Annotated in this window: 15 protein-coding genes; 7 read left to right on the plus strand and 8 right to left on the minus strand. The window is 69.8% G+C overall.

What is annotated here, in order from left to right; translation table 11 throughout:
- Window positions 1–111: 111 nt before the first annotated feature.
- The 5 genes from J2Y42_RS08125 to J2Y42_RS08145 form a co-directional block, all read right to left on the minus strand.
- A complete protein-coding gene (locus J2Y42_RS08125; RefSeq protein ID WP_309856716.1) occupies window positions 112–1,119 on the minus strand; it encodes a LacI family DNA-binding transcriptional regulator in 1,008 nt (335 codons plus the stop codon).
- A 13-nt stretch (window positions 1,120–1,132) separates the two neighbouring features.
- A complete protein-coding gene (locus tag J2Y42_RS08130) occupies window positions 1,133–1,372 on the minus strand; it encodes a hypothetical protein (protein ID WP_309856719.1) in 240 nt (79 codons plus the stop codon).
- A gap of 4 nt (window positions 1,373–1,376) precedes the next feature.
- Window positions 1,377–2,291, minus strand: a complete 915-nt coding sequence (locus J2Y42_RS08135; RefSeq protein WP_309856722.1) for a carbohydrate ABC transporter permease — start codon at window positions 2,289–2,291, stop codon at window positions 1,377–1,379.
- Window positions 2,288–3,331, minus strand: coding sequence for a sugar ABC transporter permease (locus J2Y42_RS08140; protein WP_309856725.1), 1,044 nt, complete (start codon window positions 3,329–3,331; stop codon window positions 2,288–2,290). Before J2Y42_RS08140 ends, J2Y42_RS08135 begins: the two co-directional genes overlap by 4 nt.
- Before the next feature lie 83 nt (window positions 3,332–3,414).
- The gene (locus tag J2Y42_RS08145) at window positions 3,415–4,698 is read right to left on the minus strand and encodes an ABC transporter substrate-binding protein (protein ID WP_309856729.1); all 1,284 of its coding nucleotides are present in this window, start codon (window positions 4,696–4,698) and stop codon (window positions 3,415–3,417) included.
- Window positions 4,699–4,852: 154 nt separating this feature from the next.
- On the opposite strand from J2Y42_RS08145, the gene J2Y42_RS08150 reads away from it, so the two are divergent.
- The 3 genes from J2Y42_RS08150 to J2Y42_RS08160 all read left to right on the plus strand — a co-directional run bounded on the left by J2Y42_RS08150 (window position 4,853) and on the right by J2Y42_RS08160 (window position 8,508).
- A complete protein-coding gene (locus J2Y42_RS08150; protein WP_309856731.1) occupies window positions 4,853–6,739 on the plus strand; it encodes an ABC transporter ATP-binding protein in 1,887 nt (628 codons plus the stop codon).
- A 31-nt stretch (window positions 6,740–6,770) separates the two neighbouring features.
- Entirely contained in the window at window positions 6,771–7,121 is a 351-nt protein-coding gene (locus J2Y42_RS08155; RefSeq protein ID WP_309856734.1) for a nuclear transport factor 2 family protein, read from the plus strand.
- A gap of 142 nt (window positions 7,122–7,263) precedes the next feature.
- Entirely contained in the window at window positions 7,264–8,508 is a 1,245-nt protein-coding gene (locus J2Y42_RS08160) for an Nramp family divalent metal transporter (RefSeq protein WP_309856737.1), read from the plus strand.
- Window positions 8,509–8,524: 16 nt separating this feature from the next.
- Here J2Y42_RS08160 and J2Y42_RS08165 read toward each other — a convergent pair whose 3' ends face one another.
- Entirely contained in the window at window positions 8,525–9,196 is a 672-nt protein-coding gene (locus J2Y42_RS08165; RefSeq protein WP_309856739.1) for a metal-dependent transcriptional regulator, read from the minus strand.
- Between the two features lie 65 nt (window positions 9,197–9,261).
- On the opposite strand from J2Y42_RS08165, the gene J2Y42_RS08170 reads away from it, so the two are divergent.
- From J2Y42_RS08170 to J2Y42_RS08180, 3 genes are read left to right on the plus strand one after another with little or no spacing between them, the layout of a single operon-like run.
- Window positions 9,262–10,626 (plus strand): cystathionine beta-synthase, encoded by a 1,365-nt coding sequence (locus J2Y42_RS08170; RefSeq protein WP_309856742.1) that lies wholly within the window; start codon window positions 9,262–9,264, stop codon window positions 10,624–10,626.
- Window positions 10,627–10,661: 35 nt separating this feature from the next.
- Window positions 10,662–11,807 (plus strand): cystathionine gamma-synthase, encoded by a 1,146-nt coding sequence (locus tag J2Y42_RS08175; RefSeq protein WP_309856745.1) that lies wholly within the window; start codon window positions 10,662–10,664, stop codon window positions 11,805–11,807.
- Between the two features lie 35 nt (window positions 11,808–11,842).
- Window positions 11,843–12,262, plus strand: a complete 420-nt coding sequence (locus J2Y42_RS08180) for a VOC family protein (RefSeq protein WP_309856748.1) — start codon at window positions 11,843–11,845, stop codon at window positions 12,260–12,262.
- Here J2Y42_RS08180 and J2Y42_RS08185 read toward each other — a convergent pair.
- Together J2Y42_RS08185 and J2Y42_RS08190 are read right to left on the minus strand one after the other, a co-directional pair.
- Window positions 12,249–13,079 (minus strand): hypothetical protein, encoded by an 831-nt coding sequence (locus tag J2Y42_RS08185; RefSeq protein ID WP_309856750.1) that lies wholly within the window; start codon window positions 13,077–13,079, stop codon window positions 12,249–12,251. The two genes, J2Y42_RS08180 and J2Y42_RS08185, sit on opposite strands and share 14 nt — an antisense overlap.
- A gap of 24 nt (window positions 13,080–13,103) precedes the next feature.
- On the minus strand, window positions 13,104–13,385 hold the full coding sequence (locus tag J2Y42_RS08190) for a hypothetical protein (RefSeq protein WP_309856752.1): 282 nt from the start codon (window positions 13,383–13,385) through the stop codon (window positions 13,104–13,106).
- Between the two features lie 244 nt (window positions 13,386–13,629).
- Here J2Y42_RS08190 and J2Y42_RS08195 point away from each other — a divergent pair, with 244 nt between their 5' ends.
- On the plus strand, window positions 13,630–14,742 hold the full coding sequence (locus J2Y42_RS08195; protein ID WP_309856754.1) for a glutamate--cysteine ligase: 1,113 nt from the start codon (window positions 13,630–13,632) through the stop codon (window positions 14,740–14,742).
- Window positions 14,743–14,756 lie beyond the last annotated feature (14 nt).

The raw sequence follows: 14,756 nt of genomic DNA on the forward strand, positions 1-14,756 counted from the left end.
CCCCGATAGCCCGACGGGCGACCCCGTCAGCTGATCGTGCCTACCCGAAAGGCGCGCTCAGCCGGATGGCCGCCTCACCATTCTTTCAGACAGCGGGGGCCGCACGGGACATCAGCGCGGCGGTGCGGTGGACGATCGGACCACCAGACTGACCGGCGAGCTCACCGAGCCGGAGCGCGGTTCGGCGCCCGCGAGCTCGTCCAGCAGGATGCGCGCGGCGGTCGCCCCCTGCTCGAACGGATCCTGCGCCATCGTCGTCAGCCCGAACCCGGCGGCGTAGTCGTGGTCGTCGATGCCGATCACGGACAGGTCGTCCGGCACCCGCAGGCCGTGGTCGCCCGCCGCGAGGATCGCGCCGAACGCCATCTCGTCCGAGCCCGCGAACACCGCGGTCGGCCGAGGCCCGGGCGCATCCAGCAGCCGGTTCATCGCCGCGCGGCTCTCGGGCAGCGAGAACCCGCCGGGGATGACCCACTCGGGACGTACCGGGAGCCCGGCGTCGCGCATCGCATCCTTGAAGCCGTGGAGGCGGCCGATCGGCACCTGGCTATTGAGGCCCTCCTCGTCCTCACCGCCCAGGTGCGCGATCGCGGTGTGACCGAGGGAGATGAGGTGGGAGGTCGCCGTGTAGGCGGTCGAGGTCTCGTCGATGCCGACGCTGCGGAGCCCCTTGACCGGTCCGCCGACGACGATGGTCGGATGTCCGAGCGTCGCCAGCTGCTCCCTCTCCTCCGTCGTGAAGTCGAGGCACAGCGCGAGCAGGGCGTCGGTGCGTTTGCGCAGGATGCTGCGGTGGAAGACGCGCTCCCGATCGCCGCGGTGACCCCCGAGGTTGAAGAGGATCATGTCGTAGCTCGCCGACCGCAGCTCCGCATCCACCCCCTCCAGCACCTGCGTGTAGAACCACCGGCTCACCGACGGGACCACGACCCCCATCGCGAGGGTGCGGCCGCTGGCGAGGCCCGAAGCGCTCGACGACGCGACGTAGCCGAGCTCGTCCGCCGCGCGGCGGACGGCGGCACGCGTCTTGTCCGAGACGTTGGGCAGGCCGCGCAGCGCCCGGGAGACGGTGGCGGTGGAGACCCCGGTCGCGCGCGCGACCTCCTCGATCCCTGGCATCGCCCGGCTCCGTTCAGGAGTCCTGGTGCTCGAGCTGCGCCTCCTCGGCCTCCTGCCGCCGCGCGATGATGCGACGGCGCAGCTGCAGGAGGCCGATGAAGGCGAGGACGAGCACGAGGAGGGTGAGCGCCCAGCCGAGGGCCGGTTCGCCGGTCAGTTCGCAGAAGACCGTGATCCCGAGGAACGCGACCGCGAAGAACCCGACGAAGCCGAGGCCGACGTCGACGACCTCGCGGGAGTCGCTCCAGCGCATGTGATCAGCCCTTCACGCCACCGGCCGTGAGTCCGGCCACGATGCGCCGCTGGAAGATCAGCACCAGGATGATCAGCGGCACGGTCACGATCGTACCGGCCGCCATGACCGCCGTGTACGGCTCCTGGTGCGGCTGGCTGCCGGTGAAGGAGGCGATGGCCACGGTGACCGGCTGCGTCGCGTCGCTCGACAGCTGGCTGGAGATCAGGAACTCGTTCCACGACGAGATGAACGCCAGGATCGCCGTCGTGAACACGGCAGGAGCCGCCAGCGGGAGGATGATCTTCCGGAACGCCTGCGCCTGGGTGCACCCGTCGATCCGCGCGGCCTCCTCCAGGTCCCACGGCATCTCGCGGAAGAACGAGTTGAGCGTGTAGACGGTCAGGGGGAGGGCGAAGGAGATCTCCGGGATGATCAGCGCCTGGTAGGTGCCCATCCAGCCGATGTTGGTGAACAACTGGAACAGCGGGGTGATCAGCGCGACGCCCGGGAACATCGAGGCGGCGAGGATGATCCCCAGCACGATGCCCTTGAACTTGAAGTCCAGGCGGGCGAGGGCGTACGAGGCGAAGATGCCGACGACCAGGGAGATCACGGTGACGCAGACACCGATGAACAGCGAGTTCAGCAGCGCCTGCCCGAGGTGGTTGCCCAGGTTGGTCGAGAGGGCGGTGACGTAGTTGTCCCAGGTGAAGTGCGTGATCCACGGGGTGTTGTCGTTGGTGAAGCCGACATCCCGGAACGAGGTCACGACCATCCAGTAGAAGGGCAGCAAGCACCACAGCACGATCACGATCGCCTGGATGCCGGTGCGGAGACCGGCGTTGCGGCGGCGCTGCTTGCTGCGGTTCTTGGTCTGGGTACGAGGGAGAGCTCCCGCCTCGGCGGTCGCTGCTGCCTGGCCGGCGACGGCGGTCATCGCTTCGCCCCCTTCTGCTGGTCCTCCTGCGTTCGCACGACGTTCGTTCCGAGGAGCCGGACGAAGATGAAGGCGATCAGGAAGATGATGATGAACGTGATGGTGGACAGGGCGGCCGCGCTGTTGAAGCCCTGCCTGATCTGATCGACCACCAGGATGGACAACGTGGTCGTGGCATGGCCTGTACCACCTCCGCCGCCGGTGAGGATCTGCGGCAGGTCGTAGATGCGGAGGGCGTCGAGCACACGGAACAGGATCGCGACCATGAGCGCCGGCTTCAGCAGCGGCATGGTCACGCGCCAGAAGCGCTGCCAGGTGGTCGCGCCGTCGACCTTCGCGGCCTCGTAGACCTCCTCCGGGATGATCTGCAGACCGGCGAGGATCAGCAGCGCCATGAACGGCGTGGTCTTCCAGGTGTCGGCGATGATGACCGCGAACCGGGACGCCCACTCATCCGACGTCCACAGGATGTGGGCGCCGAGGACCGCGTTGGCGACGCCGGCGACCGAGAAGATGAAGAACCACAGCTTCGCGGTGACCGCGGTGGGGATCGCCCACGGGATCAGGATGGCCGCGCGGACGAGGCCGCGGCCGCGGAACGCGCGGTTCATGATCAGCGCGAACCAGAGGCCCAGGCCGGTCTCGAGGATGACGGTCGTCACCGTGAAGAAGAAGGTGACGAACACGGCGCTCCAGAAGCTGGAGCCGAGGTTGCCGGGCGGGCAGGAGATCGTGGTGCCGTTGGGGCCCTGACACTGCTGGAGCAGCCAGTGGGCGTAGTTCTGGAAGCCGGCGAACCCGCCCTGCACGAACAGGCCGGTCGCCGGGTCGAGACCCGCGTCCTTCTGGAAGGACATCACGATCGCCGAGACGACCGGGTACCCGATCACGACCGCGAGCAGGATCAGGGTGGGGATGATCAGGTAGAAGGCCCAGCGACTCTGCTGGGCACGCTGCCGCTTCGCGCCGGCGCGGATCGGCGGCTTGCCGTTCTTACCGGTCGTGGTGGATGAGGGGGCGACGACGTTCGACGTTGACATGTGTGCCTCCGGATGCTTGTCGGAAGGAGAGGGGCCGGGCGGCGGGAGAGGTCCCGCCGCCCGGCAACCGTTTCAGGCCGGGGTCAGCCGGCGCTGGCGGTGTTGATCGCCGAAGCCATGTCCTTCAGGGCTTCATCGACCGTCTTGTCGCCCTTGAGGGCGGCGTACGCGTTGTCCTGCACGGCCTTGGTGATGGCCGGGTAGAACGGCGACACCGGACGCGGGACCGCGTTCTCGATCGACGTCTTCAGCGTCGACAGGTACGGCAGCTGGCTGTTCAGCGCCGCGTCGTCATACAGCGAGGCCACCACCGGTGCCAGCGAGCCCTGGGTCACGAAGAACTTCTGCGTCTCTTCGCTCTGCAGGAACTTCAGGAACTCGAAGGCGGTCGCCTTGTGCTTGGAGTACACGCTGATCGCGGCATTGTGGCCACCGAGGCTGGAGACGCCCGGCTTGTCCGCGCTGATGCCCGGCAGCGGCGCGATGCCGAAGGTGTCCTTCACCGTCGAGGAGCCGTCGGTCTTCGCCAGGTTGTACACGTACGGCCAGTTGCGCAGGAACATCAGCTTGCCGGCCTCGAACGCCTGCCGGCCCTGCTCCTCCTGGTAGGTGATGGCCTCGGCGGGGATCTGCCCGTTCTTGAAGCCGTCCACCAGTCGGGTCAGGCCCGCCTTCGCCTCGTCGCTGTCGACGGTGACCTTCTTGCCGTCCTCACCGACGATCGTGCCGCCGTTGGTGTTGATCGCCTCGGCGACGTTCACCGTGAGGCCCTCGTACTGGGCGAACTGACCGGCGTAGCAGCCGATGCCCTTCGCCTTGGCGATGTCGCAGTCCTTGAGCATGTCGTCCCACGTCTTCGGGGGCTCCGGGACCAGGTCCTTGCGGTAGTACAGGATGCCGCCGTCAGAGGTCTGCGGCGCCGCGTACTGGGTGCCGTTGTACGTTCCCGACTTCACCGTCGGCTCCAGGAGGGCCGAGTTGTCCATCTTGAACTTGCCGGTCAGCGGCTGGAGCCAGCCCTTCGCGGCGAACTCACCCGTCCACACCACGTCCACGTCGACGACGTCGTAGTTGGTGTCCTTGGCCTGGAAGTGCTGCACGAGGTCGTCGTGCTGCTGGTCCGCCTGGTCGGTCTGCTCCTTGAAGGTGACCTTCTCGTCCGGGTGGGCCTTGTTCCACTTCTCGATCAGCGGGCGGACGACATTCGAGTTGTCCTTGCCCTGCACGTAGGTGATCGGACCCTTGCTGTCGAGATTCGAGTTGGCGTCGCCGCCACCGCTTCCCGACCCGCCGCCACCGGTGCATCCCGCCAGCGCGAGGCCTGCGAGGGCCACCCCGGCGATCACGGAGAGACGTGCTGCTTTCATTTCACTCCTCGTTGAGCTCTTGGTGCGGGCACAGGTGTGCGCCCGCCGATCACCGTACCCCTACGCTCTCGCGAGATGCAAGCGTTTACGTCAAGCGCTTGCATCACGGTTGCGTCACGCCGGAGGGGTCTCCTGCGGGGGTTACGCTGAGACCATGAGCGGGATGCGCGGCATGGCTGCGGCCGGAGGCGGCGGCGGTCGCGGGCGCGTCAGCGGCGGGGACGCGGAAGCCCAGCGGGCCATCAACGCCGAGGCCCCGAAGATCCCGCACCTGTTCCGTCGGATCGTCTCGCTCTTCTCGGCTCATCGCATGGCGATCGTGTTCACGATGGTGCTCGTGCTGATCGGCGCCGCACTGTCGGTCGTGCCGCCGCTGCTCACCGAGCGGGCCTTCGACGACGGGCTGTTCCCGCCCGGTGGACCGAACATCCCGGTGCTCGTCGAGATCGTCGTGTTCATGCTCGTCGTGTACATCGCGTCGGCTCTGCTTGGCGTGTGGCAGACGTACCTGACGGCGTCCGTCGGCAACAAGGTGATGGGCGCCCTCCGCGTCCGGCTGTTCTCGCACCTGCAGTCGATGGAGCTCAGCTTCTTCACGCACACCAAGACGGGCATCATCCAGTCGCGGCTCCAGAACGATGTCGGCGGGGTCGCCAGCGTCCTCACCAACACGATCTCGAGCATCCTCGGCAACACGGTGACGGTGATCGCCGCGCTCGTCGCGATGCTGCTGCTCAACTGGCAGCTGACCATCGTCGCCGTCGTGCTCATGCCGATCCTCGTGATCGCCCAGCGCCGGGTCGGCCAGGTGCGTGCCCGCATCGCGACCAAGACGCAGGAGTCGCTGTCGGACATGACGGCGATCACCCAGGAGACGCTGAGCGTCAGCGGCATCCTGCTGTCGAAGAGCTTCAACCGGCAGAGCACCGAAGTCGGTCGCTATTCCGCCGAGAACGAGAACCAGATCCGCCTCCAGGTGTCGCAGGCGATGAGCGGCCAGTGGTTCTTCGCGATGGTCAACATCTTCCTGTCGTCGATCCCGGCCATCGTCTACCTGGTGTCCGGGTGGCTGATCGTGGGCGGCGCGACGGACATCTCGGCCGGAACGATCGTCGCGTTCACCACCGTGCAGGCGCGACTACTGTTCCCGCTGCTCGCGCTGATGCGGGTGGCGCTCGACCTGCAGACCTCGGGCGCGCTGTTCGCCCGCATCTTCGAGTACCTCGATCTGAAGCCGGCGATCGCGGACCGCCCGGACGCCGTGCCGGTCGATCCGGCCGACGACCTCGGGAGGATCGAGTTCGACCACGTGGTCTTCCGCTACCCGGACGCGCGCGACGGGGAGGGCAACACCCTCGACGACGTGTCGTTCGTCATCGAGCCCGGCGAGTTCGCCGCGTTCGTCGGCCCGAGCGGCGCGGGCAAGACGACGGTCTCGTACCTGATCCCACGCTTCTACGACGCGACGAGCGGCACGATCCGGTTCGGCGAGACGGATGTGCGTGAGCTGCAGCAGGACTCGCTGGTCTCGCACATCGGGGTGGTCAGCCAGGAGACCTACCTGTTCCACGCGACCATCGCCGAGAACCTGCGCTACGCCCGGCCGGACGCGACGCAGGAACAGCTGGAGGATGCGGCCAAGCGCGCCAACATCCACGACACGATCGCGCGCTTCCCGGACGGCTACGCGACGATCGTGGGGGAGCGCGGCTACCGGCTCTCCGGCGGCGAGAAGCAGCGGATCGCGATCGCCCGCGTGCTGCTGAAGGACCCGGAGGTGCTCATCCTCGACGAGGCGACGAGCGCCCTCGACACCATCTCCGAACGGGTCGTGCAGCAGGCGCTCGACACCGCATCCAGCGGCCGCACCACCATCGCCATCGCCCACCGGCTGTCGACCATCGTCTCGGCGGACGTCATCTTCGTGATCGACCACGGGCAGGTCGTCGAGCGCGGGACGCACCGCGAGCTGCTGGAGCTCGGCGGTGTCTATTCGCGCCTGTACCGCGAGCAGACCGAGAGCGCGGTCCTCGAGGAGTAGCGTCCACATCCATCCGACGAAAGGGCTTCCCGTGCCGACGATCACCGAACTGCTGTCCGCCAACCTCCGCGAGGTCTTCGGCAACAGGGACGCCACCTCGCGCCGCGCCGCCATCGAGCGCACCTACACCGAGGACGTCGTGTTCGCCGACCCCGAGGGCGAGGTGACCGGATGGGATGCGCTGGAGGCGAAGGCCGCCGGCCTCATCGACGGCGCCCCGGCCGCATTCGCCTTCGCGGACGCCGGCCCCGTCTACCTCGGGCAGGACACCGGCGCTCTCGCGTGGACGTTCGGTCCGGAGGGCGCGCCCGTCGCCCGCGGCATCGACGTCATCGAGGTGCGCGACGGCCGCATCGCCGCGCTCCGCACCCTCCTCGCCTGACGCTCGCTCCCATCCGCCCCGCCGTCGAGTCCGCAAACTTTGCACGCTCCGGGAGTGCTCGGCGTGCAAAGTTCGTGGACTCGACGGTGGGGGGAGGGGGAGAGTTAGACTGGGCTAACTTTTGAGGTAGGCGGGGTGAAGGATGAGCGTCGAGGTCGAGGAGCGGGTGCCGCGGGCCGCGCCCGCGCGGCTCCTGCTGCTGCTCGGGCCGGCGTTCGTCGCGGCCATCGCGTATGTCGATCCGGGCAACGTCGCCGCCAATCTGACCGCAGGCGCGCGGTACGGCTACCTGCTCGTCTGGGTGCTCGTCGCCGCGAACGCGATCGCGGTCTTCGTGCAGTACCAGTCGGCCAAGCTCGGCATCGTCACCGGCCGCAGCCTTCCCGAACTCCTCGGCGAGCGGCTCGGCACGGGCGCGCGCCGGGCGTACTGGGTGCAGGCCGAGCTCGTCGCAGCGGCGACCGACATCGCCGAGGTGATCGGCGGCGCCATCGCGCTGAACCTGTTGTTCGGGCTGCCGCTGCCCATCGGCGGGCTGATCGTCGGCATCGTCGCGATCGGCATCCTCGCCATTCAGTCGCGCCGCGGCCAGCGGCCGTTCGAGGCCGTCATCCTCGGACTGCTCGCCGTGATCGCGGCCGGGTTCCTCGCCGGACTGTTCGTCAGCCCGGTCGACTGGGGCCAGGCGGTCGGCGGGCTTGTGCCGCGATTCGACGGCGCCCAGACCGTGCTGCTCGCGGCCAGCATGCTGGGCGCGACGGTCATGCCGCACGCGATCTACCTGCACTCGGCGCTGGCCCGCGACCGGCACGGCACCACCGCCGACCCCGGCCGCATCCGCCGGCTGCTGCACGCCACCCGAGTGGATGTGGTGCTCGCGCTCGTGCTCGCCGGCGCCGTCAACATCGCCATGCTGCTCGTCGCGGCGTCCGCCCTGCGCGGCGTCGACGGGACGGACACCATCGAGGGCGCCTACGACGCGATCTCCTCCGCCCTCGGCCCGGCGATCGGCGTGATCTTCGCCATCGGTCTACTCGCCTCCGGCCTCGCCTCCACCTCCGTCGGCAGTTACGCGGGCGCGACGATCATGGGCGGACTGCTGAAGCTGCGCGTGCCGCTCCTCGTCCGCCGGATCGTCACCCTGATCCCCGCCGTGATCATCCTCGCCGCGGGCGTCGACCCGACCTGGGCCCTGGTGCTGTCGCAGGTGTTCCTCAGCCTCGGCATCCCGTTCGCCATGATCCCGCTGCTGCGGCTCACCGGCTCGCGGGCTGTGATGGGCGCGTCGGCCGACCGGCTGTGGGTGCGCCTGCTGGGCGGTGTCGTCGCGGGCCTCGTGGTGCTCCTGAACCTCGCCCTGGTGGTGCTCACCGTCGCGGGGGCGTAGCCGCGTCGGCAGGCGCTCAGCCCCGCGGGGCCACCCACACGGCCGCAGCGGCCGTCGCCCCGAGCACGACGTGCTGCGCGTCGACCGTCACCGTCACATCGCCCGCGAAGGCGCGATGCTCCTCCACGCTGAGCGCCGTGTCGAGTCCGATGCCGCGCTCGCCCAGGTAGCGGAGCACCGCCGGGTCGGCGTCCGAGATGCGCACGACCGTCACGGGCCTTCCGGTCTCGGCGTCGAGCAGAGGCACGGCCTCGGGGCGACGCGGCGTGCCGTCGGCGGTCGGGATCGGGTCTCCGTGCGGGTCGCGGGCCGGGAAGCCGAGACGCCGGTCCAAGCGTTCGACCAGTTCGTCCGAGACGGCGTGCTCCAGCACCTCGGCCTCGTCGTGCACCTCGTCCCAGCCATAGCCGAGCTCCTCCACGAGGAAGGTCTCGATCAGCCGGTGACGCCGCACCATGGCGACCGCGTGCCGACGTCCCAGGTCGGTCAGCTCGACGCCGCCGTACCGCTCGTGGGCGACCAGCCCCTGCTCCGCCAGCCGGCGGACGCCGTCGGACACGGTCGCAGCGCGCACGCCCATCCGCTCGGACAACTGCTTGACGGTCACCGGGTCGTCCGACCATTCGGTCGCCGACCAGATGATCTTCAGGTAGTCCTGCGCGACGGACGACAGGTCGGACACGGGCATGAGGCGATTCTAGGGCGGTCGTCACACTCTGCCAGCGGTGCATCCGCGCTGTTAAGGTGGGTCGGGTGAAGTACGCAGAGACCATCATCGACTTGGTCGGCGACACCCCGCTCGTGAAGCTCAACAGGCTGACCGAGGGGATCGCGGCGACGGTGCTCGTCAAACTCGAGTACCTGAACCCCGGAGGTTCGTCGAAGGACCGCATCGCCTCCCGCATCATCGACGCTGCGGAGCGCGACGGGCTGTTGAAGCCCGGCGGCACCATCGTGGAACCGACGAGCGGCAACACCGGAGTCGGGCTCGCCCTGGTCGCGCAGCAGCGCGGCTACCGGTGCGTGTTCGTGCTCCCCGACAAGGTGGGCGAGGACAAGATCAACGTCCTCACCGCCTATGGAGCGGAGGTGGTGGTGACGCCGACGTCAGTGCCGCCGGACCATCCCGACTCCTATTACTCCGTCTCCGACCGCCTGACGGCCGAGATCCCGGGCGCGTTCAAGCCCAACCAGTACTTCAACCCGAACGGTCCGCGCAGCCACTACGAGACCACCGGTCCGGAGATCTGGCGCGACACCGACGGCCGCATCACGCACCTCGTCGCCGGTGTGGGCACCGGTGGGACGATCAGCGGCACCGGGCGGTACCTCAAGGAGGTCTCCGAGGGGCGCGTCCGCATCGTCGGCGCCGACCCGGAAGGGTCCGTCTACTCCGGCGGCACCGGGCGGCCGTACCTGGTCGAAGGCGTCGGCGAGGACTTCTGGCCGGGCGCCTACGACCCCAGCGTCGTCGACGAGGTGATCGCGATCAGCGACGCCGAGGCCTTCCGGATGACCCGGCGGCTCGCCCGCGAGGAGGGCATCCTCGTCGGCGGGTCGAGCGGCATGGCCGTTGCGGCGGCCCTGCGCGCGGCGAAGGACCTCGGCCCGGACGACGTGGTCGTCGTCATCCTGCCCGACGGCGGCCGAGGCTATCTCGCCAAGATCTTCAACGACCGGTGGATGCAGTCCTACGGCTTCAGCGAGGTGCCCGACGAATCCACGGTGCACGACATCATCAAGACGAAGAGCGGCGCGCTGCCGGACCTGGTGCACACGCACCCGTCCGAGACGGTGCGCGACGCCATCCAGACGATGAACACCTACGGCGTCTCGCAGCTCGTCGTCCTCACCGCCGAGCCGCCCGTCGTCATGGGCGAGGTCGCGGGCGCGCTCGACGAGCGTTCGCTGGTGGATGCCGTCTTCAGCGGGCACGCCGAGATGAGCGACTCCGTCGGCACCCACCTCGGGGAGCCGCTGGAGCTCATCGGCGTCAACGAGCCGGTCACGGCCGCCCGCGCCGCGCTCGCCACGACGAACGCCCTCCTGGTCACCGACGGCGGCAAGCCCGTCGCGGTGCTCACCCGCCAGGACCTCCTCAACTACTTCAGCGACTGACCCGCACCGGGCCGACCCACACAGGAACAGAGACAATGACACACGGTTTCGCCACGCGCGCCATCCACGAGGGTCAGGAATTCGACCCGACGACCGGCGCCATCATCCCGCCGATCTACCAGACCTCGACCTTCGTCCAGGACGGCATCGGCGGGCTCCGCAACGGCTACGAGTACGGTCGCGCCGGCAACCCGACGCGCACGTCGCTCGAGACCCTGCTCGCCTCGCTGGAGGGCGGCGTCCGCGCGCTGTCGTTCGCCTCGGGACTGGCGGCCGAGGACGCCCTGCTGCGGGCGGCGCTCCGCCCAGGTGACCACATCGTGCTCGGCAACGACGCGTACGGCGGCACCCACCGGCTGATCGACCGCATCCACAGCGAGTGGGGGATCCGCAACACCACCGTCGACCTCGCCGACCTGGACGCCGTGCGCGCCGCGCTCGGGACGGACGGCACCCGCATGCTGTGGATCGAGACGCCGAGCAACCCGCTGATGAAGATCAGCGACATCGCTGCGCTGGTGGAGCTCGGCCACGCCGTCGGCGCGGTCGTCGTCGTCGACAACACGTTCGCGTCGCCCGCGCTGCAGCAGCCGCTGTCGTTCGGCGCCGATGTCGTCGTGCACTCGACCACGAAGTACCTGGGCGGACACTCCGACGTCATCGGCGGCGCGCTGATCTTCGCCGACGAGGAGCTCGCCGAGAAGGCGCAGTTCATCCAGTTCGCCGCGGGGGCCGTGTCGTCGCCGATGGATGCGTGGCTCACCACGCGCGGTATCAAGACGCTGCAGGTGCGCGTGCGGCAGCACAGTGCCAACGCGCAGGCGATCGCGGAGGCGCTGGTCGGCCACGCGGGCATCGAGACCGTCTACTACCCGGGCCTGCCGACGCATCCCGGCCATGAGCTCGCGGCGCGCCAGATGAGTGGATTCGGCGGCATGCTGTCCGTCGCGCTGGCCGGCGGAGCAGCGGCAGCGCGTCGGTTCGCGGAGTCGACGCAGGTGTTCCAGCTGGCGGAGTCCCTCGGCGGCGTGGAGTCGCTGATCGGGTACCCGTCCGAGATGACCCATGCCTCCGTGCGCGGGACCGCGCTCGAGGTGCCGGACAACATCGTGCGCCTCTCCGTGGGCATCGAGGACGTCGACGACCTCCTGGCGGACGTGGAGCAGGCGCTCGGTCGCTAGGCCCGGCGTCGGCGGTCGCGGCTAACCTCGGGCGCATGGACCAACGCATCAGTCTTGTGACGCTCGGGGTGGCCGACCTGGCGAGGAGCCGGGCCTTCTACGAGGAGGGGCTCGGCTGGACGCCGGCCGATGCTCCCGAGGGTGTCGTCTTCTATCAGCTCCCCGGGATGGCGTTCGCACTGTTCGGCCGGGATGAGCTGGCCGAGGACGCTCGGCACCCGGTCGACGGGACGTTCAGCGGCATCACGCTCGCCTGCAACCAGCGGTCGGAGGAGGAGGTGGATCGCGTCTTCGCGCAGGCCGAGGCGGCCGGTGCCCGCATCCTGAAGCCTGCCGAACGTGTGTTCTGGGGCGGCTACTCGGGGTACTTCGCCGATCCGGACGGCCATGTCTGGGAAGTCGCATACAACCCGGGATGGACGTTGGCGGAGGACGGAACGCTCACGGTCGGCTGAGGGCGTCCCGCGCCACGGTCAGCCGGTCGGAGAGCGGCGCCAGCCGCGCCTTCGTGAGGTTCTCGCGGGCGATCCAGCGGGCGTCGCCATCGGTGGAGGCGGCGAGGCGTTCCAGGAGCGGGATTCCGGCATCCGGGTCCGCCGCCGCGACCACGCTGACCGCATAGCCGAGGGCCTTGCGGAGCACCCGGACGTCCGGGTCGCGCCGCGCGGAGGCCGGGACGGCGAGCAGCACGTCGACAGCGCGCGCGACGACGGAGGCAGCGTCCACGGCGTGGCGTGGGTCGCGCAGCAGCGGCGGCTCGGCGACCGCGGCGACGGCCGCTCGCGCGGGGAGCGGACCGACTGGCAGCCACGCGCGCGCTGCCGCGAGGCCCCGATCCCAGTCCGCGGCGAGCACGCGTTGCAGGCCCGTTGCGGCGAGTTCGCGCACGCGCCAGCGGGGATCGGCGGTCGCGGCGTCGAGGAGCGCCGTCGCATCCGGATCCGGGCCGGCGGCGAGAATCGCGCCGGTGCAGAGGGCGGCCACCGCCGCGAGGTACTCGCGGTGCGCTTCCGAGAGGTCGGGCCCCGCGCCGGGGTCGTCGCTCAGCCACCGGCGGAGCACGCGGAGGGCGTCCGCCCGGCGCTCGGCCGGCGTCGTGTGCGCCAGGTCCGCGACGCGGTGGGCGAGCTCGAGGTTGGCACGCGGTCCGGGCAGGCGGCTGTCCGCCGCGAGCCGCCCCTCCAATGCATCCGCGTCGCCGTCGAGCGCGCGCTGCCAGGAGGCGGCCGGTTCGGAGTCGGTCGACGCTGACGCGTCAGGGGTCCGGGCCATGCCCCGCAGTCTAGAGGGACGATGTCAGGCGGGGGCGGTCCCGTCGCCGGTCCCGTCGCACACCGGGTACACGCGGGTCTCGCGCTCGAAGAAGCGCGGCGGTGTCGTCGAGACACGGATGAGGCCGGCCCGGTGGAAGGACCGCAGGTCGGCGAAGAGGCCGGGCAGGCGCATCCGGTGCAGCTCGTCCACGCTGATGCCCGGTCGTTCGAGCAGGAGGGCCATCAGCCGGATTCGCGCGGCGGGATCGCTCCGCTCCGTCAGCAGCTCCGGATCGAAGGGGATCCGTTTCGCCGTGTCCCACATGGAGGCTCCTCGATCTCGCGTCATTGGGGATCGGCGATTCGTTGCGCCGCAGGCTCAGTTATAGGGCATGAGCGGCGTCATCGCAATCCGCTGACGCCACGATTCGCCGAATCTGGCCCATAAACCGCAAAAGGTGTGCAAACGAGCTGGTGGACGCCGCATCCCCACGACACAAACCGACGCACGGGACATTCACGGCGGATCGGGTATTGTCCGGCCGCCCGCACTCACCGATAGTGGTCTCGTGAGGACTTTCGGGGTGGAGGAGGAACTCCTCCTGGTCGACGCGCGCGGGATGGCCACGCCGGTGGCTCCGTCCGTCCTTGCGGACGCTCCGCCGGTCGTCGACGGGCCGTCGGTGAGCGCGGAGTTCCAGCAGGAGATGATCGAGACGCAGACGCGTCCGCAACTCCAGACCAGCGAACTGCTGCTCGACATCATCGGCGGCCGCGAACTCGCCGACGGGCTCGCCCAACGTCACGGCGCCCGCGCCATCGCCGTCGCCATGTCGCCGATGCGGCTCCGCCCGCACGTCACAGACGATCCGCGCTACGCGAAGATGATCGAGCGGTACGGGCTCACGGCCCGGGGCACCCTGGTCTGCGGCTTCCACGTGCACGTGGGAATCGACTCGCGCGAGGAGGGTGTGGCGGTGCTCGACCGCATCCGCACCTGGCTTCCGACCCTGCTCGCCCTGAGCGCGAACTCGCCGTTCTTCGGCGGAGCGGACACCGGGCACGCCAGCTATCGTTTCGCCGCATGGCACCAGTGGCAGAGCGCGGGACCGACCGACGTGTTCGGCTCGGTGGAGGCCTACGACCGGTTCGAGCGTTTCCTGGTCGACACCGGCGTCATCCTCGACACCGGGATGCTGTACCTCGACGCGCGCGTCTCGCACAAGCAGCCGACGGTCGAGGTCCGCGTCGCCGATGTCTGCCTCGACGCCCGTGACGCCGCCGTCATCGCGGCTCTCGTCCGCGCCCTGGTCGACACGGCGGCGGCGGACTGGCAGGCCGGGGTGCCCCCGGCAGCCGTCCCCTCGGCGGCACTGCGCCTCGCCGAGTGGCAGGCGGCGCTCACCGGCGTTCGCGGCTCTCTGCCGCATCCCGTCACCTGGCGCGAGGTGCCGGCGGTCGAAGCCATCGACGCCCTGCTGTCGCACACCTCGGCCGCGCTCGAGGCGAACGGCGATCTGGTGCTCGTACGACGCGGACTCGCGCGCATCCTCACCACTGGCGGAGGCGCCGGTCGTCAGCGAACGGCCTTCGAGCGGCGAGGGCGGATGCGGGATGTCGTCGCGCTCGCCGTCTCGGCGACCCACGAGCAGTCGGAGGACGACGACCAGGTCGTCGCCTGACCTTTCCGAGCCCC

The organism is Leifsonia sp. 1010 (assembly GCF_031455295.1).
Lineage (GTDB): Bacteria > Actinomycetota > Actinomycetes > Actinomycetales > Microbacteriaceae > Leifsonia.